The sequence below is a fragment of the Gemmobacter sp. 24YEA27 genome (assembly GCF_030052995.1).
Taxonomy (GTDB): Bacteria; Pseudomonadota; Alphaproteobacteria; order Rhodobacterales; family Rhodobacteraceae; genus Pseudogemmobacter.
Window position 1 is genome coordinate 3134569 of record NZ_JASJPW010000001.1, and the last position, 19869, is coordinate 3154437.

24 protein-coding genes are annotated in these 19869 nt (G+C 65.1%); 12 read left to right on the top strand and 12 right to left on the bottom strand.

The features are described 5' to 3' along the window. Positions 1-942, bottom strand: coding sequence for an AsmA family protein (locus tag QNO18_RS15565; RefSeq protein ID WP_283178406.1), 942 nt, complete (start codon positions 940-942; stop codon positions 1-3). Positions 943-1194: 252 nt separating this feature from the next. Here QNO18_RS15565 and rimO point away from each other — a divergent pair, with 252 nt between their 5' ends. Both rimO and QNO18_RS15575 read left to right on the top strand, forming a co-directional pair. After that, complete coding sequence (gene rimO, locus QNO18_RS15570; RefSeq protein WP_283178407.1) at positions 1195-2556, top strand: 30S ribosomal protein S12 methylthiotransferase RimO; 1362 nt, start codon at positions 1195-1197, stop codon at positions 2554-2556. Between the two features lie 125 nt (positions 2557-2681). After that, positions 2682-4340 (top strand): hypothetical protein, encoded by a 1659-nt coding sequence (locus QNO18_RS15575; protein ID WP_283178408.1) that lies wholly within the window; start codon positions 2682-2684, stop codon positions 4338-4340. A gap of 29 nt (positions 4341-4369) precedes the next feature. On the opposite strand, the gene QNO18_RS15580 is transcribed toward QNO18_RS15575, so the two are convergent. Then, positions 4370-4759, bottom strand: coding sequence for a YigZ family protein (locus tag QNO18_RS15580; RefSeq protein WP_283178409.1), 390 nt, complete (start codon positions 4757-4759; stop codon positions 4370-4372). 4 nt (positions 4760-4763) lie between these two features. Beyond that, positions 4764-5519, bottom strand: a complete 756-nt coding sequence (locus QNO18_RS15585) for a M48 family metallopeptidase (protein WP_283178410.1) — start codon at positions 5517-5519, stop codon at positions 4764-4766. 306 nt (positions 5520-5825) lie between these two features. On the opposite strand from QNO18_RS15585, the gene QNO18_RS15590 reads away from it, so the two are divergent. Continuing rightward, positions 5826-6071 carry a hypothetical protein gene (locus QNO18_RS15590; protein WP_283178411.1) on the top strand — a complete coding sequence of 82 codons (246 nt, stop codon included), beginning with the start codon at positions 5826-5828 and terminating at the stop codon, positions 6069-6071. 77 nt (positions 6072-6148) lie between these two features. On the opposite strand, the gene QNO18_RS15595 is transcribed toward QNO18_RS15590, so the two are convergent. Further along, a complete protein-coding gene (locus tag QNO18_RS15595) occupies positions 6149-6400 on the bottom strand; it encodes a DUF167 domain-containing protein (protein ID WP_283178412.1) in 252 nt (83 codons plus the stop codon). Between the two features lie 68 nt (positions 6401-6468). Between QNO18_RS15595 and QNO18_RS15600 the strand changes: the two genes are divergently transcribed. The 4 genes from QNO18_RS15600 (at position 6469) to QNO18_RS15615 (ending at position 10851) form a co-directional block, all read left to right on the top strand. Then, the gene (locus QNO18_RS15600; protein WP_283178413.1) at positions 6469-7572 is read left to right on the top strand and encodes a class II histone deacetylase; all 1104 of its coding nucleotides are present in this window, start codon (positions 6469-6471) and stop codon (positions 7570-7572) included. A gap of 331 nt (positions 7573-7903) precedes the next feature. Beyond that, positions 7904-8599, top strand: a complete 696-nt coding sequence (locus tag QNO18_RS15605; RefSeq protein ID WP_283178414.1) for a DNA alkylation repair protein — start codon at positions 7904-7906, stop codon at positions 8597-8599. A 113-nt stretch (positions 8600-8712) separates the two neighbouring features. Next, positions 8713-9333, top strand: a complete 621-nt coding sequence (locus QNO18_RS15610) for a glutathione S-transferase N-terminal domain-containing protein (RefSeq protein WP_283178415.1) — start codon at positions 8713-8715, stop codon at positions 9331-9333. 21 nt (positions 9334-9354) lie between these two features. Further along, on the top strand, positions 9355-10851 hold the full coding sequence (locus QNO18_RS15615) for a VOC family protein (protein ID WP_283178416.1): 1497 nt from the start codon (positions 9355-9357) through the stop codon (positions 10849-10851). Here QNO18_RS15615 and QNO18_RS15620 read toward each other — a convergent pair. Together QNO18_RS15620 and QNO18_RS15625 are read right to left on the bottom strand one after the other, a co-directional pair. Next, entirely contained in the window at positions 10848-10976 is a 129-nt protein-coding gene (locus tag QNO18_RS15620; RefSeq protein ID WP_283178417.1) for a hypothetical protein, read from the bottom strand. The two genes, QNO18_RS15615 and QNO18_RS15620, sit on opposite strands and share 4 nt — an antisense overlap. After that, on the bottom strand, positions 10973-11788 hold the full coding sequence (locus QNO18_RS15625; protein WP_283178418.1) for a LysR family transcriptional regulator: 816 nt from the start codon (positions 11786-11788) through the stop codon (positions 10973-10975). Before QNO18_RS15625 ends, QNO18_RS15620 begins: the two co-directional genes overlap by 4 nt. 117 nt (positions 11789-11905) lie before the next feature. Between QNO18_RS15625 and QNO18_RS15630 the strand changes: the two genes are divergently transcribed. Next, entirely contained in the window at positions 11906-12436 is a 531-nt protein-coding gene (locus QNO18_RS15630) for a VOC family protein (RefSeq protein WP_283178419.1), read from the top strand. Further along, positions 12433-12861, top strand: a complete 429-nt coding sequence (locus QNO18_RS15635) for a VOC family protein (RefSeq protein WP_349293885.1) — start codon at positions 12433-12435, stop codon at positions 12859-12861. The genes QNO18_RS15630 and QNO18_RS15635 overlap by 4 nt, the downstream gene beginning before the upstream one ends. A gap of 131 nt (positions 12862-12992) precedes the next feature. On the opposite strand, the gene QNO18_RS15640 is transcribed toward QNO18_RS15635, so the two are convergent. Both QNO18_RS15640 and QNO18_RS15645 read right to left on the bottom strand, forming a co-directional pair. After that, positions 12993-13376, bottom strand: a complete 384-nt coding sequence (locus QNO18_RS15640; protein WP_283178421.1) for an EamA family transporter — start codon at positions 13374-13376, stop codon at positions 12993-12995. Continuing rightward, positions 13328-13897 carry an EamA family transporter gene (locus tag QNO18_RS15645; protein WP_283178422.1) on the bottom strand — a complete coding sequence of 190 codons (570 nt, stop codon included), beginning with the start codon at positions 13895-13897 and terminating at the stop codon, positions 13328-13330. The genes QNO18_RS15640 and QNO18_RS15645 overlap by 49 nt, the downstream gene beginning before the upstream one ends. Before the next feature lie 193 nt (positions 13898-14090). On the opposite strand from QNO18_RS15645, the gene QNO18_RS15650 reads away from it, so the two are divergent. Then, the gene (locus QNO18_RS15650; RefSeq protein WP_283178423.1) at positions 14091-14588 is read left to right on the top strand and encodes a hypothetical protein; all 498 of its coding nucleotides are present in this window, start codon (positions 14091-14093) and stop codon (positions 14586-14588) included. A 62-nt stretch (positions 14589-14650) separates the two neighbouring features. Here the strand turns inward: QNO18_RS15650 and QNO18_RS15655 are convergent, their stop codons facing one another. Next, the gene (locus QNO18_RS15655) at positions 14651-14860 is read right to left on the bottom strand and encodes a hypothetical protein (protein ID WP_283178424.1); all 210 of its coding nucleotides are present in this window, start codon (positions 14858-14860) and stop codon (positions 14651-14653) included. Between the two features lie 428 nt (positions 14861-15288). On the opposite strand from QNO18_RS15655, the gene nrdR reads away from it, so the two are divergent. Together nrdR and ribD are read left to right on the top strand one after the other, a co-directional pair. Beyond that, positions 15289-15759 (top strand): transcriptional regulator NrdR, encoded by a 471-nt coding sequence (gene nrdR / locus QNO18_RS15660; RefSeq protein WP_198837080.1) that lies wholly within the window; start codon positions 15289-15291, stop codon positions 15757-15759. A 34-nt stretch (positions 15760-15793) separates the two neighbouring features. Next, entirely contained in the window at positions 15794-16888 is a 1095-nt protein-coding gene (ribD, locus tag QNO18_RS15665; protein WP_283178425.1) for a bifunctional diaminohydroxyphosphoribosylaminopyrimidine deaminase/5-amino-6-(5-phosphoribosylamino)uracil reductase RibD, read from the top strand. 99 nt (positions 16889-16987) lie between these two features. On the opposite strand, the gene QNO18_RS15670 is transcribed toward ribD, so the two are convergent. The 3 genes from QNO18_RS15670 to QNO18_RS15680 all read right to left on the bottom strand — a co-directional run bounded on the left by QNO18_RS15670 (position 16988) and on the right by QNO18_RS15680 (position 19799). After that, complete coding sequence (locus QNO18_RS15670; RefSeq protein ID WP_283178426.1) at positions 16988-18586, bottom strand: trimethylamine methyltransferase family protein; 1599 nt, start codon at positions 18584-18586, stop codon at positions 16988-16990. 125 nt (positions 18587-18711) lie between these two features. Further along, entirely contained in the window at positions 18712-19404 is a 693-nt protein-coding gene (locus tag QNO18_RS15675; RefSeq protein WP_283178427.1) for an HAD family hydrolase, read from the bottom strand. After that, positions 19404-19799, bottom strand: coding sequence for a DUF3572 family protein (locus QNO18_RS15680; protein ID WP_283178428.1), 396 nt, complete (start codon positions 19797-19799; stop codon positions 19404-19406). Before QNO18_RS15680 ends, QNO18_RS15675 begins: the two co-directional genes overlap by 1 nt. Positions 19800-19869 lie beyond the last annotated feature (70 nt).

A 19869-nucleotide genomic window follows, 5' to 3' on the forward strand; every position in this document is an offset into this window, starting at 1 on the left:
TCAGATCAAGATCGCGGCGAGGATCGCCCGGCGATCAAGATAGAGCGCGCCTTTTTCATCCAGCACCACCTGGCCGGTCACGGAAAGCCTGTCGGCGCCAAAGCCCGCAGGAGGGGCCGAGACCGCCGTTCCGAACGCCGCCCCGAGGGCGGGGATATCGGAAAGACTGGCAGTCAGCGCGCCCTCGGCCGCCCGGGGCGCCCAGCCGCCGCGCCCGACAAAGCCGATCCGGTTCTGACCGATGGTCAGATCAAGCGTCAGCGGCACCACCCGCCCATCGGCAAAGGCGGAAAACACCCCGCCTTCGGCGCTGATCGACAGGGGCTGACCAGAGGCGACCGCGCGCGCGGTCAGGGTGAAGGGCCCGGTGAAGTCAGGGATGGAAAACTCGGCATCAACCCCGTCCAGCACCAGATCCTGGCCCGTGCCATGGTCGATGTAACGCAGCGTCGCACCGGAGATGAGGCCGCGTTCCAGCGTGAAGGCGGTCGGGCCAGCGGGCGCCGTAATGGCGGGTGCGGTATCCCCGGCCCCGTCTGTTATGGCGACTGGCTCGGGCTGAAATTCCCAGTTGGCCTCGCCGCTTTTGCTGCGCTCAAGTTGCAGTCGCGGACGTTGCCATGCGATCCCGAGGATTTTCACATCGCCCCCGAGGAGCGCCGAGGCACTGAGTTCGATCGTCACACTGTCCGCCGCAAAGAGCGGCACTGTGCTGTCGGACCAGGCGGCATTGGCGATGGTGACCGGGCCGGTTTTGATGCCCAGAACCGGCCAGAACCGGGGCGAGACCTCGCCCTCGATCTGCAGGGCGCGGCCGGTGGCCTTTTCGAACTGATCCGCCGCCAGCCGGGCGATCCGATCCGCCGGGATCATCATGACCCCGACCACCAGGATCAGCACGAGGACCGCCAGACCCGCAAGCGCCCGCCAAACCCACCGCATCGCCGTCTCCAGTCTTTTATTATGCTCTGGTAACGAGTTTAGGAGCGGAGCGGTTCCCCGGGCAAGGAGCGCTGCATGATGCAGCACGGCTCTGGCATCAAATTGCCGGGAGCGCGGGCTGTGTTGCGGCCCTGACCGGGGCGCAGGAACCTCCGGCGGGAGTATTTTTTCAAGAGGAATTGGGCATACCCCCAGGCGTGAGGCGTTCATGCCCCCTATCCAGGGGGGCGGGAATGGCCTATAGGCGCGCGCATGTCGCAAAATCCTCCGCTCCTCCGCCCTGACCTTGCCCGTGCAACCGTCCCCGAAATGGCGCGCCGTGAGGGGCAGCCGACAATTGGCATGGTCTCGCTCGGATGTCCCAAAGCGCTGGTCGACAGCGAGCGGATCCTGACGCGGCTCCGGGCCGAGGGCTATGCGATCTCGCCTGACTATAAAGGCGCCGATGCGGTGATCGTGAACACCTGCGGGTTTCTGGATTCCGCGAAGGCCGAAAGCCTGGATGCGATTGGCGAAGCCCTGCGCGAGAATGGCCGGGTGATCGTCACCGGCTGTCTGGGGGCCGAGCCCGAATATATCACCGGCGCGCATCCGAAGGTGATGGCGGTGACCGGCCCGCATCAATATGAACAGGTGCTGGATGCGGTGCATGGTGTGGTGCCGCCCTCGCCCGATCCCTTTATTGATCTTTTGCCGGCCTCAGGCATCCGCCTCACGCCGCGGCACTTCTCTTATCTCAAGATTTCAGAGGGTTGCGACCATAAGTGCAAGTTCTGCATCATCCCCGATATGCGCGGGAAGCTGCAGTCACGCCCGGCAAAGGCGGTCTTGCGCGAGGCGGAAAAGCTGGTCGAGGCGGGCGTGAAAGAGCTTCTGGTCATCAGCCAGGACACCTCGGCCTATGGCACCGACTGGAAAGGCCGCGACGAGAAATTCCCGATCCTGAGCCTTGCGCGCGATCTCGGCGCGCTCGGCGCCTGGGTCCGGATGCATTACGTCTATCCCTATCCGCATGTACGCGAGCTGATCCCTGCCATGGCAGAAGGGCTGATCCTGCCCTATCTCGACATCCCCTTCCAGCACGCGCATCCCGAGGTCCTGAAGCGCATGGCGCGGCCCGCGGCGGCCTCGCGGACGCTCGACGAGATTGCCGCCTGGCGCGCCGCCTGCCCCGATATCGTGCTGCGCTCGACCTTTATCGTCGGCTATCCCGGCGAGACCGAAGCAGAGTTCCAGACGCTGCTCGACTGGCTGGATGAGGCGCAGCTCGACCGGGTCGGCGCGTTTAAATACGAGAATGTGAGCGGTGCGCGATCAAACAGCCTGCCCGATCATGTGCCGGAAGAGGTGAAGGAAGAGCGGTTCGCCCGCTTTATGGAAAAAGCCCAGGCGATTTCCGAGGCGAAGCTGGCAGCGAAAATTGGCAGCCGGATCGAGGTGATCGTCGACGAGGTGGACGCCGATGGCGCCACCTGCCGCACCAGAGCAGATGCGCCCGAGATCGACGGCAATCTCTTTATCGACGAGGAGTTCGAGGGGCTTACGCCCGGCGATATCGTCACGGTCGAGGTGGACGAAGCCGGGGAATATGACCTCTGGGGCCGGCTGGTCTGAACCGCCCCCTCCTCTGAGCCGCCCGCTCTGAGACGGCGTCGCGGCGAGACCGGTTTCGGCACCGCTACGCCGTTTTCGCGCCATCTTCTTTTGCCAAAGAGAGCCCCGATTACGGAGGATCTCTTATGTTTTTAAATCATTCCTTTACCCATGGCAGGCGCCTGTCTACCGCGCTGCTGATCGCGGGCGCGCTGTCCTTGACCGCTGGCGCGCTGCAGGCCCAGGACAGTATCCCGGTGCCGGATACCGCCCCTGTCAGCGCCCTCGGCACCCTGCGCAGCGCTGCTCTGGCCGGAGATTTCGCTTTGCTTGAGACCGCGATCCAGGCGGCCAGAGAAGGGGACAGTGACGGCGGCAACGGCGATCAGGCGCGGGCGATTTTCGCCCTTTTCAACAGCACCGACCCGGCAATTGACCGGGCAACAAAGGCCTGGCTTGCCGCCGATCCCGCAAATCCAAACGCCATGACCGCGCGCGGCTGGACCTTGCGCAGCCGTGGCTTTGCGCTGCGCGGTGACGGCTATATCGACGATGTGCAGCCCGCAGCCCTCGCACGGTTTCGCAGCCTGCATGCCGAAGCCTGGGATCTCGCCCTGGCGGCAGTTGCGGCTGATCCGGCCTCGCTTCCGGCCTCGGATCTGAAGCTGAGCGTCGCGCATACCACCGGTCATGCCTCTGTTATTCCCGTCGAATTCACCCGCATGATGGAACTTGTGCCGAACCGTCAGACACTTCTCTGGGCCTCGGTCGGCATGGCGCCGCAATGGGGCGGAAAAAGCGGCTGGGGGCGCGAGGCCTGTGCGCTCTGGGCCGAAAAGATCCCGGCACCCGAAGGTTATGACGCTGCGGCCTGCGCCATTGAGGCAAGCTATTTCGCCACAGATGAAGCCGCGATCCAGGCCTGGGCGCGCGCAGATCTGCGAAAAGATGACAGCCCCTTTCTTGATGCCTGGCGCAGCCATGACGCAACCCATGGCCGCGCTGGCAGCGACACGGATCGCGCCTGGGCGAAGGACTGGCTGACCCGCGAGGGCAAAAAATCGCAGCTGACCTTCCGCCAGGCGATCCAGCTGGAACAAATGAACGGCCGCAGCCCGCTCAGCGACGGGCCGGGGCCGGTGCTCGACACGGTTCTGCGCCGTGATCTGGCGGCGATCTGCCGCGCCGCCGACGAGGACCCGGGCAACTGGCGCAAGGTCTTCGACTGCAATGAGGGGCTTGGCTACAGCCGCTTTATCGACCTGCCGCGCGACAAAGCGGCCGAGGTGGCACGGCTGGAACGGCTGGTCACCCTCGCCCCTTACGAACCCTATATGTGGGAGTATCTCGCCATGGAATTGCGCGACAGCACCCCGCCAGAGCGGCTGACCGTCGAGGCCGGGGCCGGGATGATGGCGGCCTTCCGCACCGCGCTGGCGCTTTCAGGAAATGCGCTGGATGTCGCCAGCCGCTATGAGCGCTTTGCCCAGGGGATCTGGAACGATATGGACCGGATCAATGTCGATGCGATCGACACGACCGGCGCGCCCGCTTTCGCGAAAGAGGCGTTTGACACCGCCATCGCATGCCCCGTCGTCCATGCGATCCGCCTGCATCGCGGATTGTGCAAAGAGACCGGCACCAAAACCGCCGCCTGCGAGATCGAACATGACCAGGCCTATCGCGTCGATTACCTCGACCGCGCCGCCCGCCGGGGCGCCTGCGAAGCGGAGGGCACCCTGACGCGCCCGCTCAGAGAGCTGAAACTGCCGCTGCCGGATTTCGGCAACAGCGGCTATGAGTAAAGCCGTGCAGTTGCAGGTCCGGGCGCGCGTCAGCGCCCGGTCTCTTCGCGCCGCGCCTCAAACCAGGCCCTGACGCAGGCGGTGACATGCGAAAACCGGTCGCCGCCCAGATGCACCCCGCCATACCAGCGGGTGACGACGATGATATGGTCCTGCAACCCCTCGCGCTCAAGCATCCTGAGGATGATCGCCGCCGCACCGCTTTCACCGTCATCATTGCGCAAAGGGCCGTCTGCCAGTGTATTGGCGGCCCAGGAATTATGGGTGGCTTTGGCGAATTTCCTGTCGCGTTTCAAAGCGGTCAGAAAGGCCAGCGCACCCGCCTTGCCCGCCACCGGCCCGCCCGACACCGCATAGCGCGAGCCACGGTCACGGATCACATCGGCAAGCGTGAAGCCCCCATCCGGCAGATCCGCCATCCGCTCAGCCGCCCGCGATCCGCTTCACCGTCGCGCGAACCACCGCGAGCCGTTCGGAATTCGCGGGATGCGAGCCCATGAAACGGTCGCCGGGATCGGGCAGACGGGTGAAGAAATTCGCGCCCCGGATCGGATCATAGCCCGCCGACAAGGCGATCTCGGCCCCGAGCGCATCGGCCTCAAGCTCGAATTCCTTGGAATAATGCTGGGCGGCAAGCCCCGCACCGATCTCCTGGACACGTTTCAGCTCCTCGCCGGTAAGCCCGGCGGACTGGCCGAGGATTCCAACAAGGATCGCGCCGGTCATCGCCTGATCCTGACGGCGCGGGATATGGCCGGCAATGTGATGCGCCGCCTCATGGCCCAGCACAAAGGCCAGCTCATCGGGGTTCTTCGCCAGATTAAGCAGGCTGCGGGTGAAAACGATCACGGGGCGGCCATTGTCGTCAAGCGTCTGGAAGGCATTGGCCGGCTGCGCGCGGTCTTCATCCACCGCGATCTGGAAGGCACAATTGCCCCTGCGCAGCTTCTCGCGGCAATAGCGAATAACAACCGGGGTCATACGCGCGGCGACGTCGAGGATCGGATCATTGGCGGCAAGCGGCTTGCCGTTCGAGGTCAGGACTTCCTGGCGTATGGTCCCGCCTGGCCCACCCCCTGCCGGATAGGCCGCCGGAACCACACAGCCCGACAGCACCATGGCAGCTGTGAGGCCTGCGGCGAGAACCGGCATCCGGCCCAGACGGCGCAGGGCGGCCATCAGACCGCACATGAGACTGCACATGAGACCGGGCATCAGGGCCAGAGGGGTAGTTTTGGACGGGGAATCGAGAACCATGGCGCCGGACAATCTGGAAAAGACAGCTCAGCCTTAGCAGCATCTCTCCCCTGGCGGAAAGGGCACATTGCCACCCCGGCCGAATGCGGATCGCGCGCCGCCCCTGCACACAAATAGTTTACCGCCAGACCAGGTGGCCCGCAAAAGGCTCCCCTTCCGAAGGGAAATAATTGCCGAAGCGCGGTCTGATACATTGCCCCTCGCGTGCAAAGCGGCCATGCTGGCATCATGTTCACGATCGAGCACGAATATGACGCGACGGTTGTCACCCTGATCGACGAGGGAGGCGATGGAATGCCGCTGACCGGCGATGTCACCATCACCGCTTTCGATGAATGCGTGACGGTCGAACAGACCGATCCCGAAACGGATGAAACCTCGCGCATCACGCTTTCCATGGCGCAGATCGCAGACCTTGCCGCCGCGCTCGACCTTCCCGAGGGCAGCTACCGGATCGACACGCGCAAGCGCTGAGACCGGGCACCACTCTCGCGCCGATCAGGGGCCTTGCCAATGTGTCCCCTTCTGATGGAGGCCACGGGCGTCAGTCTTCAGTCCAGGCGGAAGAGCTTGTCGCGTGATTTGGCACCCCGGACCAGGGTGAGCCGCGATTTGGCCACGCCCATCGCTTTCGCGAGCAGGTCACGCGCCGCAAGGGTTGCGCGGCCATCTTCGGGCACGACCGTCACGCTGATCCTGACCGGCACGCCGGGCTCCAGCTGTTCGCGCCGCGCATTGGGCGTTACCCTTACCGCGATCTCCGCTCCGCTCACCGCCATTCCGGTCAGATCCGGCAAAGTCATATTCGCGTCCTTTCCCCTTGCGGTCAGCATCCGGCTTCGCAACTCTGGCCACAAGACAGGAGGCCCGGATGGTCACAGGTTTTTTCTCGGATGAGCGGTGTTTCTGGCATGGCGGCGGCAATTATGCGCTGACCCTGCCGGTTGGGGGCCTTGTACAGCCAACCTTGGGCGGGCTGCCCGAAAACCCTGAAACCAAGCGCCGGCTGAAGAACCTGATCGAGGTGACCGGGCTGATCCGCGATCTCGACCATCGCAGCAGCGATCCGGCCACGGATCAGGAACTCGCCCGGGTGCATCCCCGGGCCTATCTTGATGCCTTCCGCGCGGCCTCGGATGCGGGCGGCGGCGAGCTCGGTCTGCGCACACCGTTCGGGCGCGGCGGGTATGAGATCGCGGCGCTTTCTGCCGGGCTGACCGTCGCCGCGCTGCGGTCTGTGCTGGCAGGTGACCTGCAGAACGCCTATGCCCTCTCGCGCCCGCCGGGGCATCATGCGCTGCCCGACTGGCCCAACGGGTTTTGCCTGATCAACAATATCGCGGTGGCGATCGAGGCCGCCCGCGCCGAGGGCCGTGCGACCCGTTTCGCAGTGGTGGACTGGGATGTGCATCACGGCAATGGCACCGAGGCGATTTATTACGCCGATCCCGATGTGCTGACGATGTCCATCCATCAGGAGCATAATTACCCGCTCGATACCGGCGACGCGGCGGATCGCGGCGAAGGTGCCGGGCTAGGCGCCAACATCAATCTGCCATTGCCGCCCGGCGCCGGTCACCTCGCCTATCTGACCGTGTTTGAAGAAGTGGTGATCCCGGCGCTGTACCGGTTTCGCCCCGATGTGATCCTGGTGGCCTGCGGCTTTGATGCCTCGGGGGTTGATCCGCTGGGCCGGATGCTGGCCACGGCCGAGACGTTCCGGCAGATGACGCGGATGGTGATGGGGGCGGCGCGGGATCTGTGCGGCGGCCGGCTCGTCCTGAGCCATGAGGGCGGCTATTCCGAGGTCCATGTCCCGTTTTGCGGCCATGCGGTCCTTGAAGAGCTTTCAGGCAGCAAGATCAGCGCCCCCGACCCGCTGGCCGCGACACTTTTGCAACGGCAGCCCCCGGCGCGGGCGGATGCGTTCCACCTGGACTGGATCCGCGCGCTTGTCGCCCTGCATTCTGCCTGAGCCACGGAATTGCGGGCTTGCTCGCGCGCCCTGACGCCCGCTTTCGCCGGGAAGCCCCATCTGCGCTCCCGGGCAAGGGCATCCCCCGGGCAGGAGGCGCCCCGCGAGATCGGCCTGCCCCACCATACAGCCCGCCGCCGCAGAACTGTCACGGGGGTGTCAGATCTGGTGCCGCTATCAGACGCAGCAAGCCGTATCACCCCGACCACGCGCGCCCTTTCCGGCAGGGCATCCAATCCTGATGACAGGGCCTCTCGCGATCTGGTCCCCGTGCGGATGGGCGGTTATAGCAGAAGCTACCCGGCAGACAGCCCCGGGGCCGGAGCCGAAAATGACAGACCAGATCACCGTCGAGACCGCGATTGCCGGGCTTCGTGCCGCCGCCGACCCGGCCCGTGCCGCCGAGGCCGCCAGCTATCACAAGACCGCCCGTGACTATCTTGGCATCCCGGTGCCGGTGCTGACGGAAATGGCAACGGCCTGGCGCCAGGGGATCGATATTGACCAGAGGGTCGCGCTGGCCTCCGGGCTTTGGGACAGCAATATCCATGAGGCGCGGATCGCGGCGGCCAAGCTGATGGTCCAGGCCCGGATCCGCCCGGATGACGGCGTCTGGGCGCTGATCGCCTCCTGGGTGCCGCAGTTTGATGGGTGGGCGATAGCCGATCATGTGGCCGATGCCGGCGGGCGCCGGCTGATCGCCGATCCGTCGCGTCTTGACGAGGTCGAGACCTGGACCACCTCGCCGCATATGTGGTCGCGGCGCGCGGCGCTGGTCTTCACCCTGCCCTGGGCAAGGATGAGCAACCCGAAAGCCGCAGACCTTGAGATCCGCGAACGGGTGCTGGGCTGGGCCGGGCGCTATGTTACGGAAAGTGACTGGTTCATGCAAAAGGCGGTCGGCTGGTGGATCCGCGATTTTTCGAAACATGATGCAGCGCGCACCGAAGCGTTCCTCGCCGGCCCCGGCCAGGGGCTGAAGAGTTTCGCGAAAAAGGTTGCCCGTACCTGGCTCCCTCGGGACTGACGCCTCGCCACCTCTCGTTCGATAATCACGAACCCGGCTTTCCGCCTCCGGGGACTGCCTCTTCCGGCCATGAAATGGCATATGGGGGAGGACAGTTTCGACAGGAGGCAGGAATGACCACTCTTTTCTACAAACAGGGCGCATGTTCGCTGGCGCCGCATATCGTGCTCGAATGGATCGGCGCGCCTTATGAGGCCGTGCGGGTCACCGCCGGCTCGCCCGAGATCCTCGCGGTCAATCCGACCGGCGCGGTACCGGTCTTGCGCGAAGACGATGGCTGGCTTTTGACCCAGGCCGGTGCGATCCTTGACTATCTGGCGCATAAGCACCCCGGGGCCGGGCTTTCCGGCGGCGACAGCCTGCGCGCCAAAGCCGAGGCGCATAAATGGTCGGCCTTCCTGACCTCGGATGTCCATGCCGCCTTCTGGCCGGTCTTCATGCCCGACCGTTATACGACCGATGGCTCAGATGCGGCGAAAACCGCCGTCACCGCCGCCGGGATCGAGCAGGTGAAGAAGAAGTTCGCGGTGCTGAACGACCATCTCGCGGGGCGCGACTGGTTCCTCGACGGCGGGCGCTCGGTGATCGATGCCTATGCTTTCCCGATGATCCGCTGGGGCCGTGCGAAAATTCCGGGCGGGCTGAAGGACTACCCCTATATCCAAGCGCTGCATGACCGGCTGGCGGCTGACGAACAGGTGCAGAAAATCCTCGCGCGTGAAGCGGGGAAATAACCCCGCGAAAGGAGAGCTGAAATGACAACGGGCATCCATCACGTCACCGGAATCACGGCCAGTGTTCAGGCCAATGTCGATTTCTATATGGGCTTTCTGGGCCTGCACCTGGTCAAACAGACCGGCGGATTTGAGGATGCCGAACAGCTCCACCTGATCTATGGCGACGAAACCGGCAGCCCTGGCTCGCTTTTGACCTTCCTGGTCTGGGAGGCGGCGGGCCGGGGTCGCACGGGTCTCGGCCAGGTTTCGGAAATTGCCCTGGCGGTGCCGTCAGAGACGATCGGCGACTGGCTGACCAGGGCGCTCTCAGAGCGGATCCAGGTCGAAGGCCCGGGCCGGGAATTCGGCGAGCCGGTCTTGCGGCTGAAAGACCCGGACGGGATGGTCGTGAAGCTGACCGGCACCGATAGCATGGCTGCGATGCGGGTCCGGGGCGTCACAATCCTGACCGATAAGGGCGATGAGACCGCCGGTTTCATCACCCGCTTCGGCTATGGTGAGACCGCCCGCGACGGCGCCAGCCGCCGGCTCAGCTCTGACACGGATGTGGTTGATATTCGTGAGGTTTCCGGATTCGTGCCCTCGATCCAGGGCGCGGGCGTCGCCGATCACGTCGCCTTCCGCGCCCCGGATGTGGCAGCGGTCCAGGCGATGCGGGTCTCGCTTAAGGATTACGGGCCCACCCATGTCCATGACCGCAAATATTTCCTGTCGCTCTATGTCCGCGAACCGGCTGGCACGCTGATCGAATATGCCACCGACGGGCCGGGGATGAGCGTTGATGAGGCGCCGGATCAGCTGGGCAAGCGCCTGATGGTGCCGCCCTCCGATGCTGCGCGGGCAGATGATCTTCGGGTCATGCTGCCGCAATTCGCCCGACCGGGCGAGGAGAGGTTTCCGATGCGCGATCTTGCCTTCATCCACCGTTTTCACCAGCCTGAAGACCCCGATGGCTCGACCATCGTGCTGCTGCATGGCACCGGCGGAAACGAAACCGATCTGATGCCGCTGGCGCATAAGATCCATCCGCGCGCCACATTGCTGGGTGTGAGGGGCCGCTCGACCGAGGAAGGCATCAACCGCTGGTTCCGCCGGTTTGACGCGGTGACCTATGACCAGGAGGATATCCGTGCCGAGGCGGAGGCTTTTGCGGATTTCACCGCTGGCGCGATAAGGGGCTATGGGCTTGACGAGGGCAAGCTTTCTTTCCTCGGCTATTCCAATGGCGCGAACCTGCTCGGCGCGATCCTGCAACTGCATCAGGGCGTGGTGAATCGCGCGCTGCTCCTGCGCGCGGTGCAGGCGCTGGAGGTGCCGCCTGGTGGTAAGCTGGGTGCACCAGAGGTCCTGATGCTGAACGGCGCCCGCGATCCCTTCGCCCGAATGGCCCCGGCGCTGGAAAGCGCTCTGCGCCAGGGCGGTGCAGATCTGACCGCCGAGACGCTTTCCGCCGGACATGAGCTGGCCGCTGACGACCTGACCCATGCCCGGGCCTGGCTCCGGGCCCGCACCTAACCCTGTGTCGCCCCCTGGATCATCTTGAGCCAGGGGGCTTCGCCGTTGAAATGCCCCAGCAGATGGTCGATGAAGCGCCTGAGTTTCAGCGGCATCGGCTGCACCGGCGGCCAGAGCGCCGTCACCGGCAGGCTGCGCGTGCCGCATTGGCCCAAGACCGCCACCAGCGCCCCGATTGAAGTGCAGGTGCCGCGATAAAGCCGGGCAGCATCGCAAAGCCAAGGCCAGCCACCGCCATATCGCGCATCGCCTCGCCATTATTGACGCTGATCCGCTCGGTTACGGCGGGCGAGACCATGCGGCCGCCCTCGCTTAACTGCCAGAGATCCGCGTTGGAGATATGGCTGTAGCCGATCACCGGCTGGCCGGTCAGGTCCTGCAAACCTGCGGGACTGCCGTGGCGGGCGAGGAAATCGGGGCTGGCACAGACCAGCGAGCGATCCTCGCAAAGCTTTCGCGACATCAGCGCGCCGCCCGGTGACTGGCCAACCCGGATCGCGAGGTCGAACCCTTCGCGCGCAAGGTCGCGGGCGCGGTCGTCATAATCGACCCGGATCTCCAGCCCCGGGTGAAGCCGCGCGAAATCCGCAATGATCCCGGTCAGATGCAGGGTGCCAAAGGTCATCGGCGCGGCAAGTGAGAGCGTGCCGCGCAATCCCTCGCCATCGCCTGTCCCTCCCCAGGCGGCGGATTCCGCCGCAGCGCGCAGATCGGTCAGCGCCGGGCGAAAGCGGTTGGCCAGCCGGTGCGCGGCCTCGGTCGCGGTGATGCGGCCGGCATTGCGGCGAAACAGCGCCACGCCAAGCCCGGTTTCCAGATCACCCAGCCGTTTTGAGACCACCGATTTCGACAGGTTCAGCCGCGCGGCAGCAGCGGTGACGGTGCCAAGCTCCATCACAGTCAGGAAAGTGTCGATTTCATCAAGAGTGTAGCGCATGACCGACTGTCGCCTGGACAGGGCCGTTCGTAAAGCGCGAACACCGGATCAGGCAATGCCTCGCTGGAAGGAAACGGCCGCTGCACGCATATTCAGGACAACGAAAGGAGGCCGATCATGGCAAACTCTTCTGACCTTACACTCGGCGGCATCCACCATCTGACAGCGATCACCGCCAATGCCCCCGAAAACAAACGTTTCTATACCGAGACGCTGGGCCTGAGGCTGGTGAAAAAGACCGTGAACCAGGATGATACTTCGGCCTATCACCTCTTCTATGCCGACGGGCTGGCAAGCCCGGGCACCGATCTGACCTTCTTTGACTGGCCGGTGGGGCGCGAGCGGCGCGGGGTGCATTCGATCAGCCGGACCGGCCTTCGGATTGCGCCTGACAGCTTTGATTTCTGGGCAGGGCGGGTCCACGATCATGGGCTGGTCAGCGGGGCTGTCAGCACGGTTGACGGGCGGGTGAGCCTCGATTTCGAAGACCCCGAAGGCCAGCGTTTCCGGCTGACCGCCGATGAACCGGGTGTGGCGAACCCCTGGGACCGGAGCCCGGTCGAGGCGGCGCATCAGATCCGGGCCTTGGTCCGATCACCCTCTCGGTCGCCGACCTGGCGCCGACAAAGGCAGTGCTGGAGCGGGTGATGAACATGCGCGCGACCGGAGAATATGCGAGCCCGGATGGCGAAGGGGTGGTGCATGTCTTCTCGATGGGCCAGGGCGGTCCGGCGGCGGAGCTGCATGTCGCGGTGCAGCCCGGATTGCCGGTGGCCCGTCAGGGCGCAGGTGCGGTGCATCATGTCGCCTTCCGCACCCCGGATACGCAAGGCATCCAGGACTGGGCCGCACGGCTCAGGGAGTTCCGCATTCCCTCTTCCGGCGAGGTGGAACGCTATTATTTCCGCAGCCTCTATTTCCGCGAGCCCGGTGGCAATCTGTTCGAAATCGCCTCGGACACACCTGGTTTCACCGTGGATGAGCCCCTGGAAAGCCTTGGTGAACGCCTGTCGCTGCCGCCCTTCCTCGAAGCAAAGCGCGAGCAGATCGAGGCCAGGCTGAAACCTCTGTAACCTGGTCGTGCGATTAACCAGAGGCGGTGGCCGCCCGCCTCACGGCGGGCGGCGGGGAGGGGGCAGGGGAGGGGAACCCCTCCCCTGCCCCTCCCCGGTTGCGCCTTTGCCGCAACCGCATCTCCCTGAGGTCAGCCAAAGACCAAAAGAACAAGGATCCCGCCCGTGATCAACAGGCAGCCGGTCACTTCGCGCGGCGCGATCTTTTCGCGAAAAAAGAAGACCGTCGCCGCAAAGGTAAATAAAAGCTCAATCTGACCAAGCGCCTTCACCACTGCCGCGTTTTGCAAGGTCATCGCCGAAAACCAGCACAGCGAGGCCCCTGCCCCGCAGACACCCGCAAAAAACGATACTTTCCATGCCTTTGCGATGCGGGAGAATTCCTCCCGCTCGCGCCAGAGCATCCAGCCCCCCATCACCACCACCTGCACGACCAGGGTCGCCACCAGCGTCAGGGTCGCCTGGGTCAGGAAATCCGGCCCGCCAAGCGAAAGCGACGCCGCCCGGTAAGACACCGCCGACCCCCGAACATCGCCCCGGACCCCAGCCCGATCAGCGCATTGCGCGAGAAGACCGAGGTCAGGAGGCTCCGCCACCCCCCCTGGACATGCGCGACAGATATCAGCATCACACCCGCCACGCTGATCGCGATCGCAGCCAGCGCGCCCGGCGTCACCCGCTCGCCCAGAAAGATCAGTCCGAACAGCGCGGCTTGTGCGGGCTCGGTCCGCGAATAAGCTGTCCCGACCGCAAAATTCCGAAAGGAAAACAGGTGGATCAGCAGGAATGTCCCCGCGATCTGCGACAGCGCTCCAAGCAGAACCCAGAGCGCGAAGTCAATCTGCGGCACCGGCAGTGGCCCGCGCCCCGAGGCCAGCACCCCCGCCAGCATCAAAAGCGCCACCGGCAAACCAAAGCCAAAGCGCACGAAGGTCGCGCCGGTCGTGCCCATCGCGCCTTTCAGATGCTTTTGCGCCGCCGAGCGCAGGTTTTGCAAAAAGGCACCGGCAAGGGTGATCGGGATCCAGATTTCCATGCTCAGAACCTCCAGTTTTTAAGGCGACTATGCGAGCGAGGCGCCACTGGCAAGCGCCCGAAGCATGCGCCATCCCCACAGGACGGCACGCGCCCCAGTGAAAGCGCCCGGATGAAAACACACGGAAAACCTTCCCTTGTGCCGCCATGCATGTCCGTCCAGACTCGCGTGAAACCCGATTTCAGGATGTCCGATGCGCCCGTTCGCTCTTGCTGCCCTTGTCCCTCTGGTCGCCGGCCTGCTCACCGCCGCCCCCGCCTTTGCCGCCTGCCAGGGCGAGGGTCTCTTTGAATGCAGCATCGGCAAGAAAGCGCTGGAAGTCTGCCGTACCGGCAGCGCGGTAAGCTATCGCTTCGGCCCCGCAGGCAAGCCCGAGCTCGAGATCGCCACGGCGCTGAGCGAACTGCAGTATCAGCCCTGGCCTGGCGTCGGCCGCGCGATCTGGGAGGCCGTCACATTCCACAATGACGGCACCAGCTATGAGGTCTGGTCCAGCTTTGACCGCCAGGACCCGGATGCAAAGCCCGAAGGCGGGGTGAATGTGCTCAAAGGCGAGAAGCTGATCGCCGCGCTCGACTGCACCAAAGGCTCCGTTCTAAGCGGGCTCGATCTGCTTTACGGCGCGAAAGAGAGCATCGGCCAATGCTGGAGCTTTGAGAACCACCGCTGGACCACCGCGCCCTGCAACTAGGCCAAATCCCCTTTTGATAGCCCATGCCGTCCGCCCCGGGCGGACCGATCTTCTGCTGCCCTTCATGCAGGATCGGTTTTCTCCGCCGGCGGAACGGCGTCAGGGGAAAGCGCGCCTTCACCCATACCCGCGCGCGGAGCGGTCGGGCGCGCGCCGTCCCAGGCCTCGCCCATCGCGAGAAGGCAGCTCAGCCCATCCGCATAATTTTGCAGCAAAAGCCAGTTTCCATCCGCATCGGCACGGATCTCGATCATCGCCTCGGAATCGCGCAACCCCTGGCCCTGGGTGGCAAAGTCCCGCCCATGTTCCAGACGCGCCAGCAGCCGGGCCCTCGGGCGCAGATCGTCTCGCCGCCAGGCCCCTTTTGCACCCGGCCTGTCTCTCCCGGGCCTTTCAGGGCCTCCTGCGCCGATAACCCAGGGGCACCGCCCGGAAACACGGCGAGACAGGCGGCGGATAAAAGGGCGAGGCGCTGCGTCATGCATGAAATCGTAACATAGAAATGACAAATGCCATGCAAAAACACGCCCCTCCGGCGGGCAGCGTTTGAGTCCTCCCGGCCACACCTGGCCCACACAATATCCGGTGGTTAACTTTTTCCCTTTCTCCTCATCCGGTGGTGGTGCCTATAGTCAGAGCAATGAACCGGGGGAACACCCGGTCTTGAGGCAGGCCAATAACAACAAGCAAGGAGGGCGCGATGCGCTGCCCGTTCTGCGGTAATATCGACACCCAGGTGAAGGACTCGCGTCCCGCCGAAGATCACGTCTCGATCCGTCGTCGCCGTTTCTGCCCCGCCTGTGGCGGGCGTTTCACCACCTATGAGCGCGTGCAGCTGCGCGATCTGGTGGTGGTCAAATCCAATGGCAAACGCGAGGATTTCGACCGCGACAAGCTGGAGCGTTCGATCCGGATCGCGATGCAGAAGCGCCCCATAGACCCCGAGCGCATCGACCAGATGATTTCCGGCATCGTGCGGCGGCTAGAAAGCATGGGCGAAACCGATGTGCCGTCGCGGACCATCGGGGAAATCGTGATGGAATCCCTCGCCAGGATCGACACGGTTGCCTATGTTCGCTTTGCCAGCGTTTACAAGAACTTCCAGGCTGCGGGTGATTTCGACCGCTTTGTCAGCGAGCTGCGGCCCGCCACCGACAAGGCCGAGGAGTAATCCCCCGGGGCCCGAAAAAGGCCCCGGAGTGACCATGACCCGTCAGATCGATGAGACCCATATGACCCATGCCCTGCGTCTCGCGGCGCGGGGCAATGGCACATGCTGGCCCAACCCTTCGGTGGGATGCGTGCTGGTGAAAGACGGGCGGGTCGTCGGGCGCGGCACCACACAGCCCGGCGGGCGCCCCCATGCCGAACGCGTGGCGCTGGCCCAGTCTGGCGCGGCCGCGCGCGGCGCCACCGCCTATGTGACGCTGGAGCCCTGCGCCCATCACGGCAAAACCAGCCCTTGCGCCGAGGCGCTGGTCGCAGCCGGCGTCGCGCGGGTCGTCACCGCGATCACCGATCCCGACGCCCGCGTCGCAGGACGCGGCCACGCGATCCTGCGCGCGGCCGGCATCGAGGTGACCGAGGGCATCCTCGCCGCCGAAGCCACCGAGGTCACGGCAGGCTTTCTCAAACGGGTCACCCGCGGCCTCCCCTTCGTGACGCTGAAACTTGCAACCACGCTCGATGGCCGCATCGCGACGGGCACCGGCGAAAGCCGCTGGATCACCGGGCCGGAGTCGCGCCGCGCCGTCCATGCAATGCGGATGGCGCATGATGCAGTGATGATCGGCTCCGGCACCGCCCGTGCCGATGACCCGGATCTGACGGTGCGCGGCATCGGCGCGACCCGCCAGCCCATCCGTATCGTGATCGACAGCCAGCTGAGCCACCGCCCCGACAGCCGCCTCGGCCGCACCGCGCGCGAGGTGCCGGTCTGGCTGATGCATGGGCCCGATGCGCCCGCCGCCGCACAGACTGCCTGGGCCGCAACGGGCGCGAAGCTGCTCCCCTGCCCCAGAACCGGCCCCCATCTCGACCTGACGGCGGCGCTGCAAGTGCTCGCCGCCGAGGGCCTGACCCGCATCTTCTGCGAAGGCGGCGGCAGCCTCGCCGCAGCGCTGATCCGCGCGGACCTCGTCGATGAACTGGTCAGCTTCACCGCCGGCGCGCTGATCGGAGAAGACGGGCGCGCCGCCCTCGGCCCGCTGGGGCTCAGCGCCCTGCAAGACGCGCCCCGCCTGGATCTGATCGCGCAACGCCGCATCGGCACCGATACCCTCAGCCAGTGGAGATTCTGACCCTCGGCGCGCCACAAAGAAACAAGGCGCCCGTGTGGAACGCCCCGGCCCCTGCCTGAAAGGCCGCGGCGTGCTTGTGGCCCCCGCGCGCCCTCCGGCTCAGAAATCGGTCGGCGCGCCGCCTTCCTGCTTGCGCCGCGCCACAAAGCGCGCGAGCTCCTCCTGCGCCGTATGATCCATGGCCGGAGGCTCGAATTCCGCAAGGATCTGCTTATAGATCCGATGCGCCCGCTCGGCGGTCCAGGTCGCCCCATCCAGCGCCCAGGCCTCATAATTGCGCCAGTCGCTGGCAAAGGGCTGATAGAACGCGGACTGATAGCGCGCCTGGGTATGGGCGCAGCCAAAGAAATGCCCTCCCGGCCCGACCTCGCGGATCGCCTCCAGCGCGATGTCGTCCTCGCCGGAAGCAAAAGTCGCCTCCTCGAAATAGCGCTGGATCATTTGCAACACTTCGCAATCCATCACGAATTTCTCAGGGCTCGCGATCAGCCCACCCTCCAGCCAGCCCGCCGCGTGATAGACCATATTGGTCCCCGACTGCACGGCGGCCCAGAGCGAGTTCGAGGTCTCCCACATCGCCTGGCCATCGGGCACATTGGCCGCGCAAACGCCGGAAGACCGCAGCGGCAACCCGTAATACCGCACCAGCTGCCCGGTCATCTGCGTCGCGCGCATATATTCCGGGGTCCCGAACGCGGGCGCGCCCGATTTCATATCGACATTCGAGGTGAAGGTGCCGATCGCCACCGGACAACCGGGGTTGATATATTGCAAAAGCGCCACCGCCGCCAAAGCCTCGGCCAGCGACAAGGCCACCGCCCCCGCCATGGTCACCGGCGCCATAGCCCCCGCCAGCGTGAAGGGTGTGATCACCACCGGCTGGCCGCGCCGCGCAAGCCGCATCGCGCCGTCGAGCATCGGATAGTCGTGTTTCAGGGGCGAGACCGAGTTGATATTCGTGTACATACGCGGCTTTGCGTCAAATTCGGAATGCGAAAGCCCGCCCGCGATGCGGACCATCTCCATCACGTCCTCAACCCGTTCGGCACCCAGCGAATAGGCGTGAACCACCTTATCGGTCACCACCAGCTTTTCCTGCAGGCAGTCGAGGTGCCGGACGCTTGCGTGAATATCAATCGGTTCGACCGGATAGCCGCCCGCAACATGGATACAGTTGAAATACTGCGTCAGTTTGATGAATTCCTGGAAGCTCGCGAAATCGCCCGAGCGTTTGCCGCGTTCCAGATCCCAGGAGTTCGGCGGTGACGACACATTTACAAACACCATGTGTTTGCCGCCGATCACGATCTCACGCCCGGGGTTACGCGGCGTGATGGTGAACTGGCTGGGAGCATGGCCCAGCATCTCCATCACGAAAGCCTCATCCATCCGCACATTGGTGCCGTTGATGATGCAGCCCGCCTTACGCATGATCTCCAGCGCCTCGGGGTTCAGGAACTCAATGCCGATCTCCGAGAGGATCGTCATCGCACCCCGGTGGATACGCTGGACGCCGTCGGCATCCTGTGGCTCGGTCGGGCGGTCGGGGTTCAGCGGGATTCGCCAGGGCATCTGTTCAATGGCCAAAGCGCCGCGAGATTTCATCCCGGCGCGCCCGCCGCTGCGCTTGCGCCGGCCCGTGTCAGCCCCGCTGTCAGAAGCGTGGTCACCTGCCTGGATCCCTGAATCCCCGGTCATCTGCGGCCCTCCCTGAAGCTCCGGGCGCACGGCCCGGTCAGGAATCACGATGACTGAGCCTGCGCGCAGAGGCGCAACAAACCGGCGACATGCCGGTGTCGTTTTTGGCGCGCGCCTGCAGATAATCAGTCCGACAGCTGATCCAGCCAGGCCGGCAGCGCACCGATATCACGCAAGACCAGATCGGCATGCGGCGCCAGATCTGCCTCTGTGGCGATCCCGGTCAGCACCGCGATCCGCGTCATGCCCGCCGCGTGCCCCGCCTCCATATCATGGCGCGAGTCGCCGATCATCGCCACCCGCCCGGGCCTGAGGCCCTGTTCGCGCAGAAAGGCGTTCAGCATCCCCGGCCCCGGTTTCGCCCCATGGCCGCTGTCATAGCCGGCAATGTAATCGACCAGCCCGGTCAACCCATGTGCCGCCATATGCGCCTTCGCCGGGCGCTCGGAATCATTGGTGACGATGCCAAGTTTCAGCCCGCGCCCCCGCAGAGCGGTGAAAAGCGGCACCAGCGGCACCGCCTCGACCATCCGCGCCTGGGCCGCCGCCTGGTCGATCCGCCCGGTCAGTTCGGCCAGCCCGACCCCCGGCAGATGCGGTTGCAGCGTTGCGGCTATATCCGCCGCTGTCGACGCTATGACCGGGCTGTCGGGGTGAAAATCATTGGTATCAGGCAGATAGCCGACAGCCGCCGCCAGCCGGCTGGCATGATCCGCATCGCTCGCGATCTGGGTCAGAAAGCTTTGCGCCCAGGCGCCCCAGCTTTTGCGAAAGTCGAAAAGCGTGCCATCCTTGTCGAAAAGCAGGGCGTCGATCATCAGGCGGGTTCCTCTGGCTGCGGCCCTTTGCACTTAGGACCGGGGGGTAACAGGATCGTCTCGCAGACTGCAGCCGCCGCCAGAAACGCGTGTGCGGCCGGATCGGGGCGGCTCTCAGGTCCAGTCGGGCACCTCGCCCCGGGCAAAGCCGCCCGCGCCGCCGCCACCTCTGCGGGCGCACGCCCCGCCCCGGCCGCGAATTCTACGACCCGTGCATCATCGCCCAGCAGGAAATCCATCACCGCCGCCAGGACCTCAGTCTCGCCGGCCCGCGCCTGCAATTCCAGGATCCCGATGCCGCTTTGCGCCAGGAACGGGCCAATCCGGTCCTCATCCGCCGCAAGCCAGGCCAGGGCCTGAAGGGCCAGGATCTGCGCGTTTTCCTGCTGCGTCATCGGGGGGTTCTCCTGCTGTCATCGCGCACGTCCGAGGCTTCATCCATCCCACAGCCATCGGCGGCCGGCA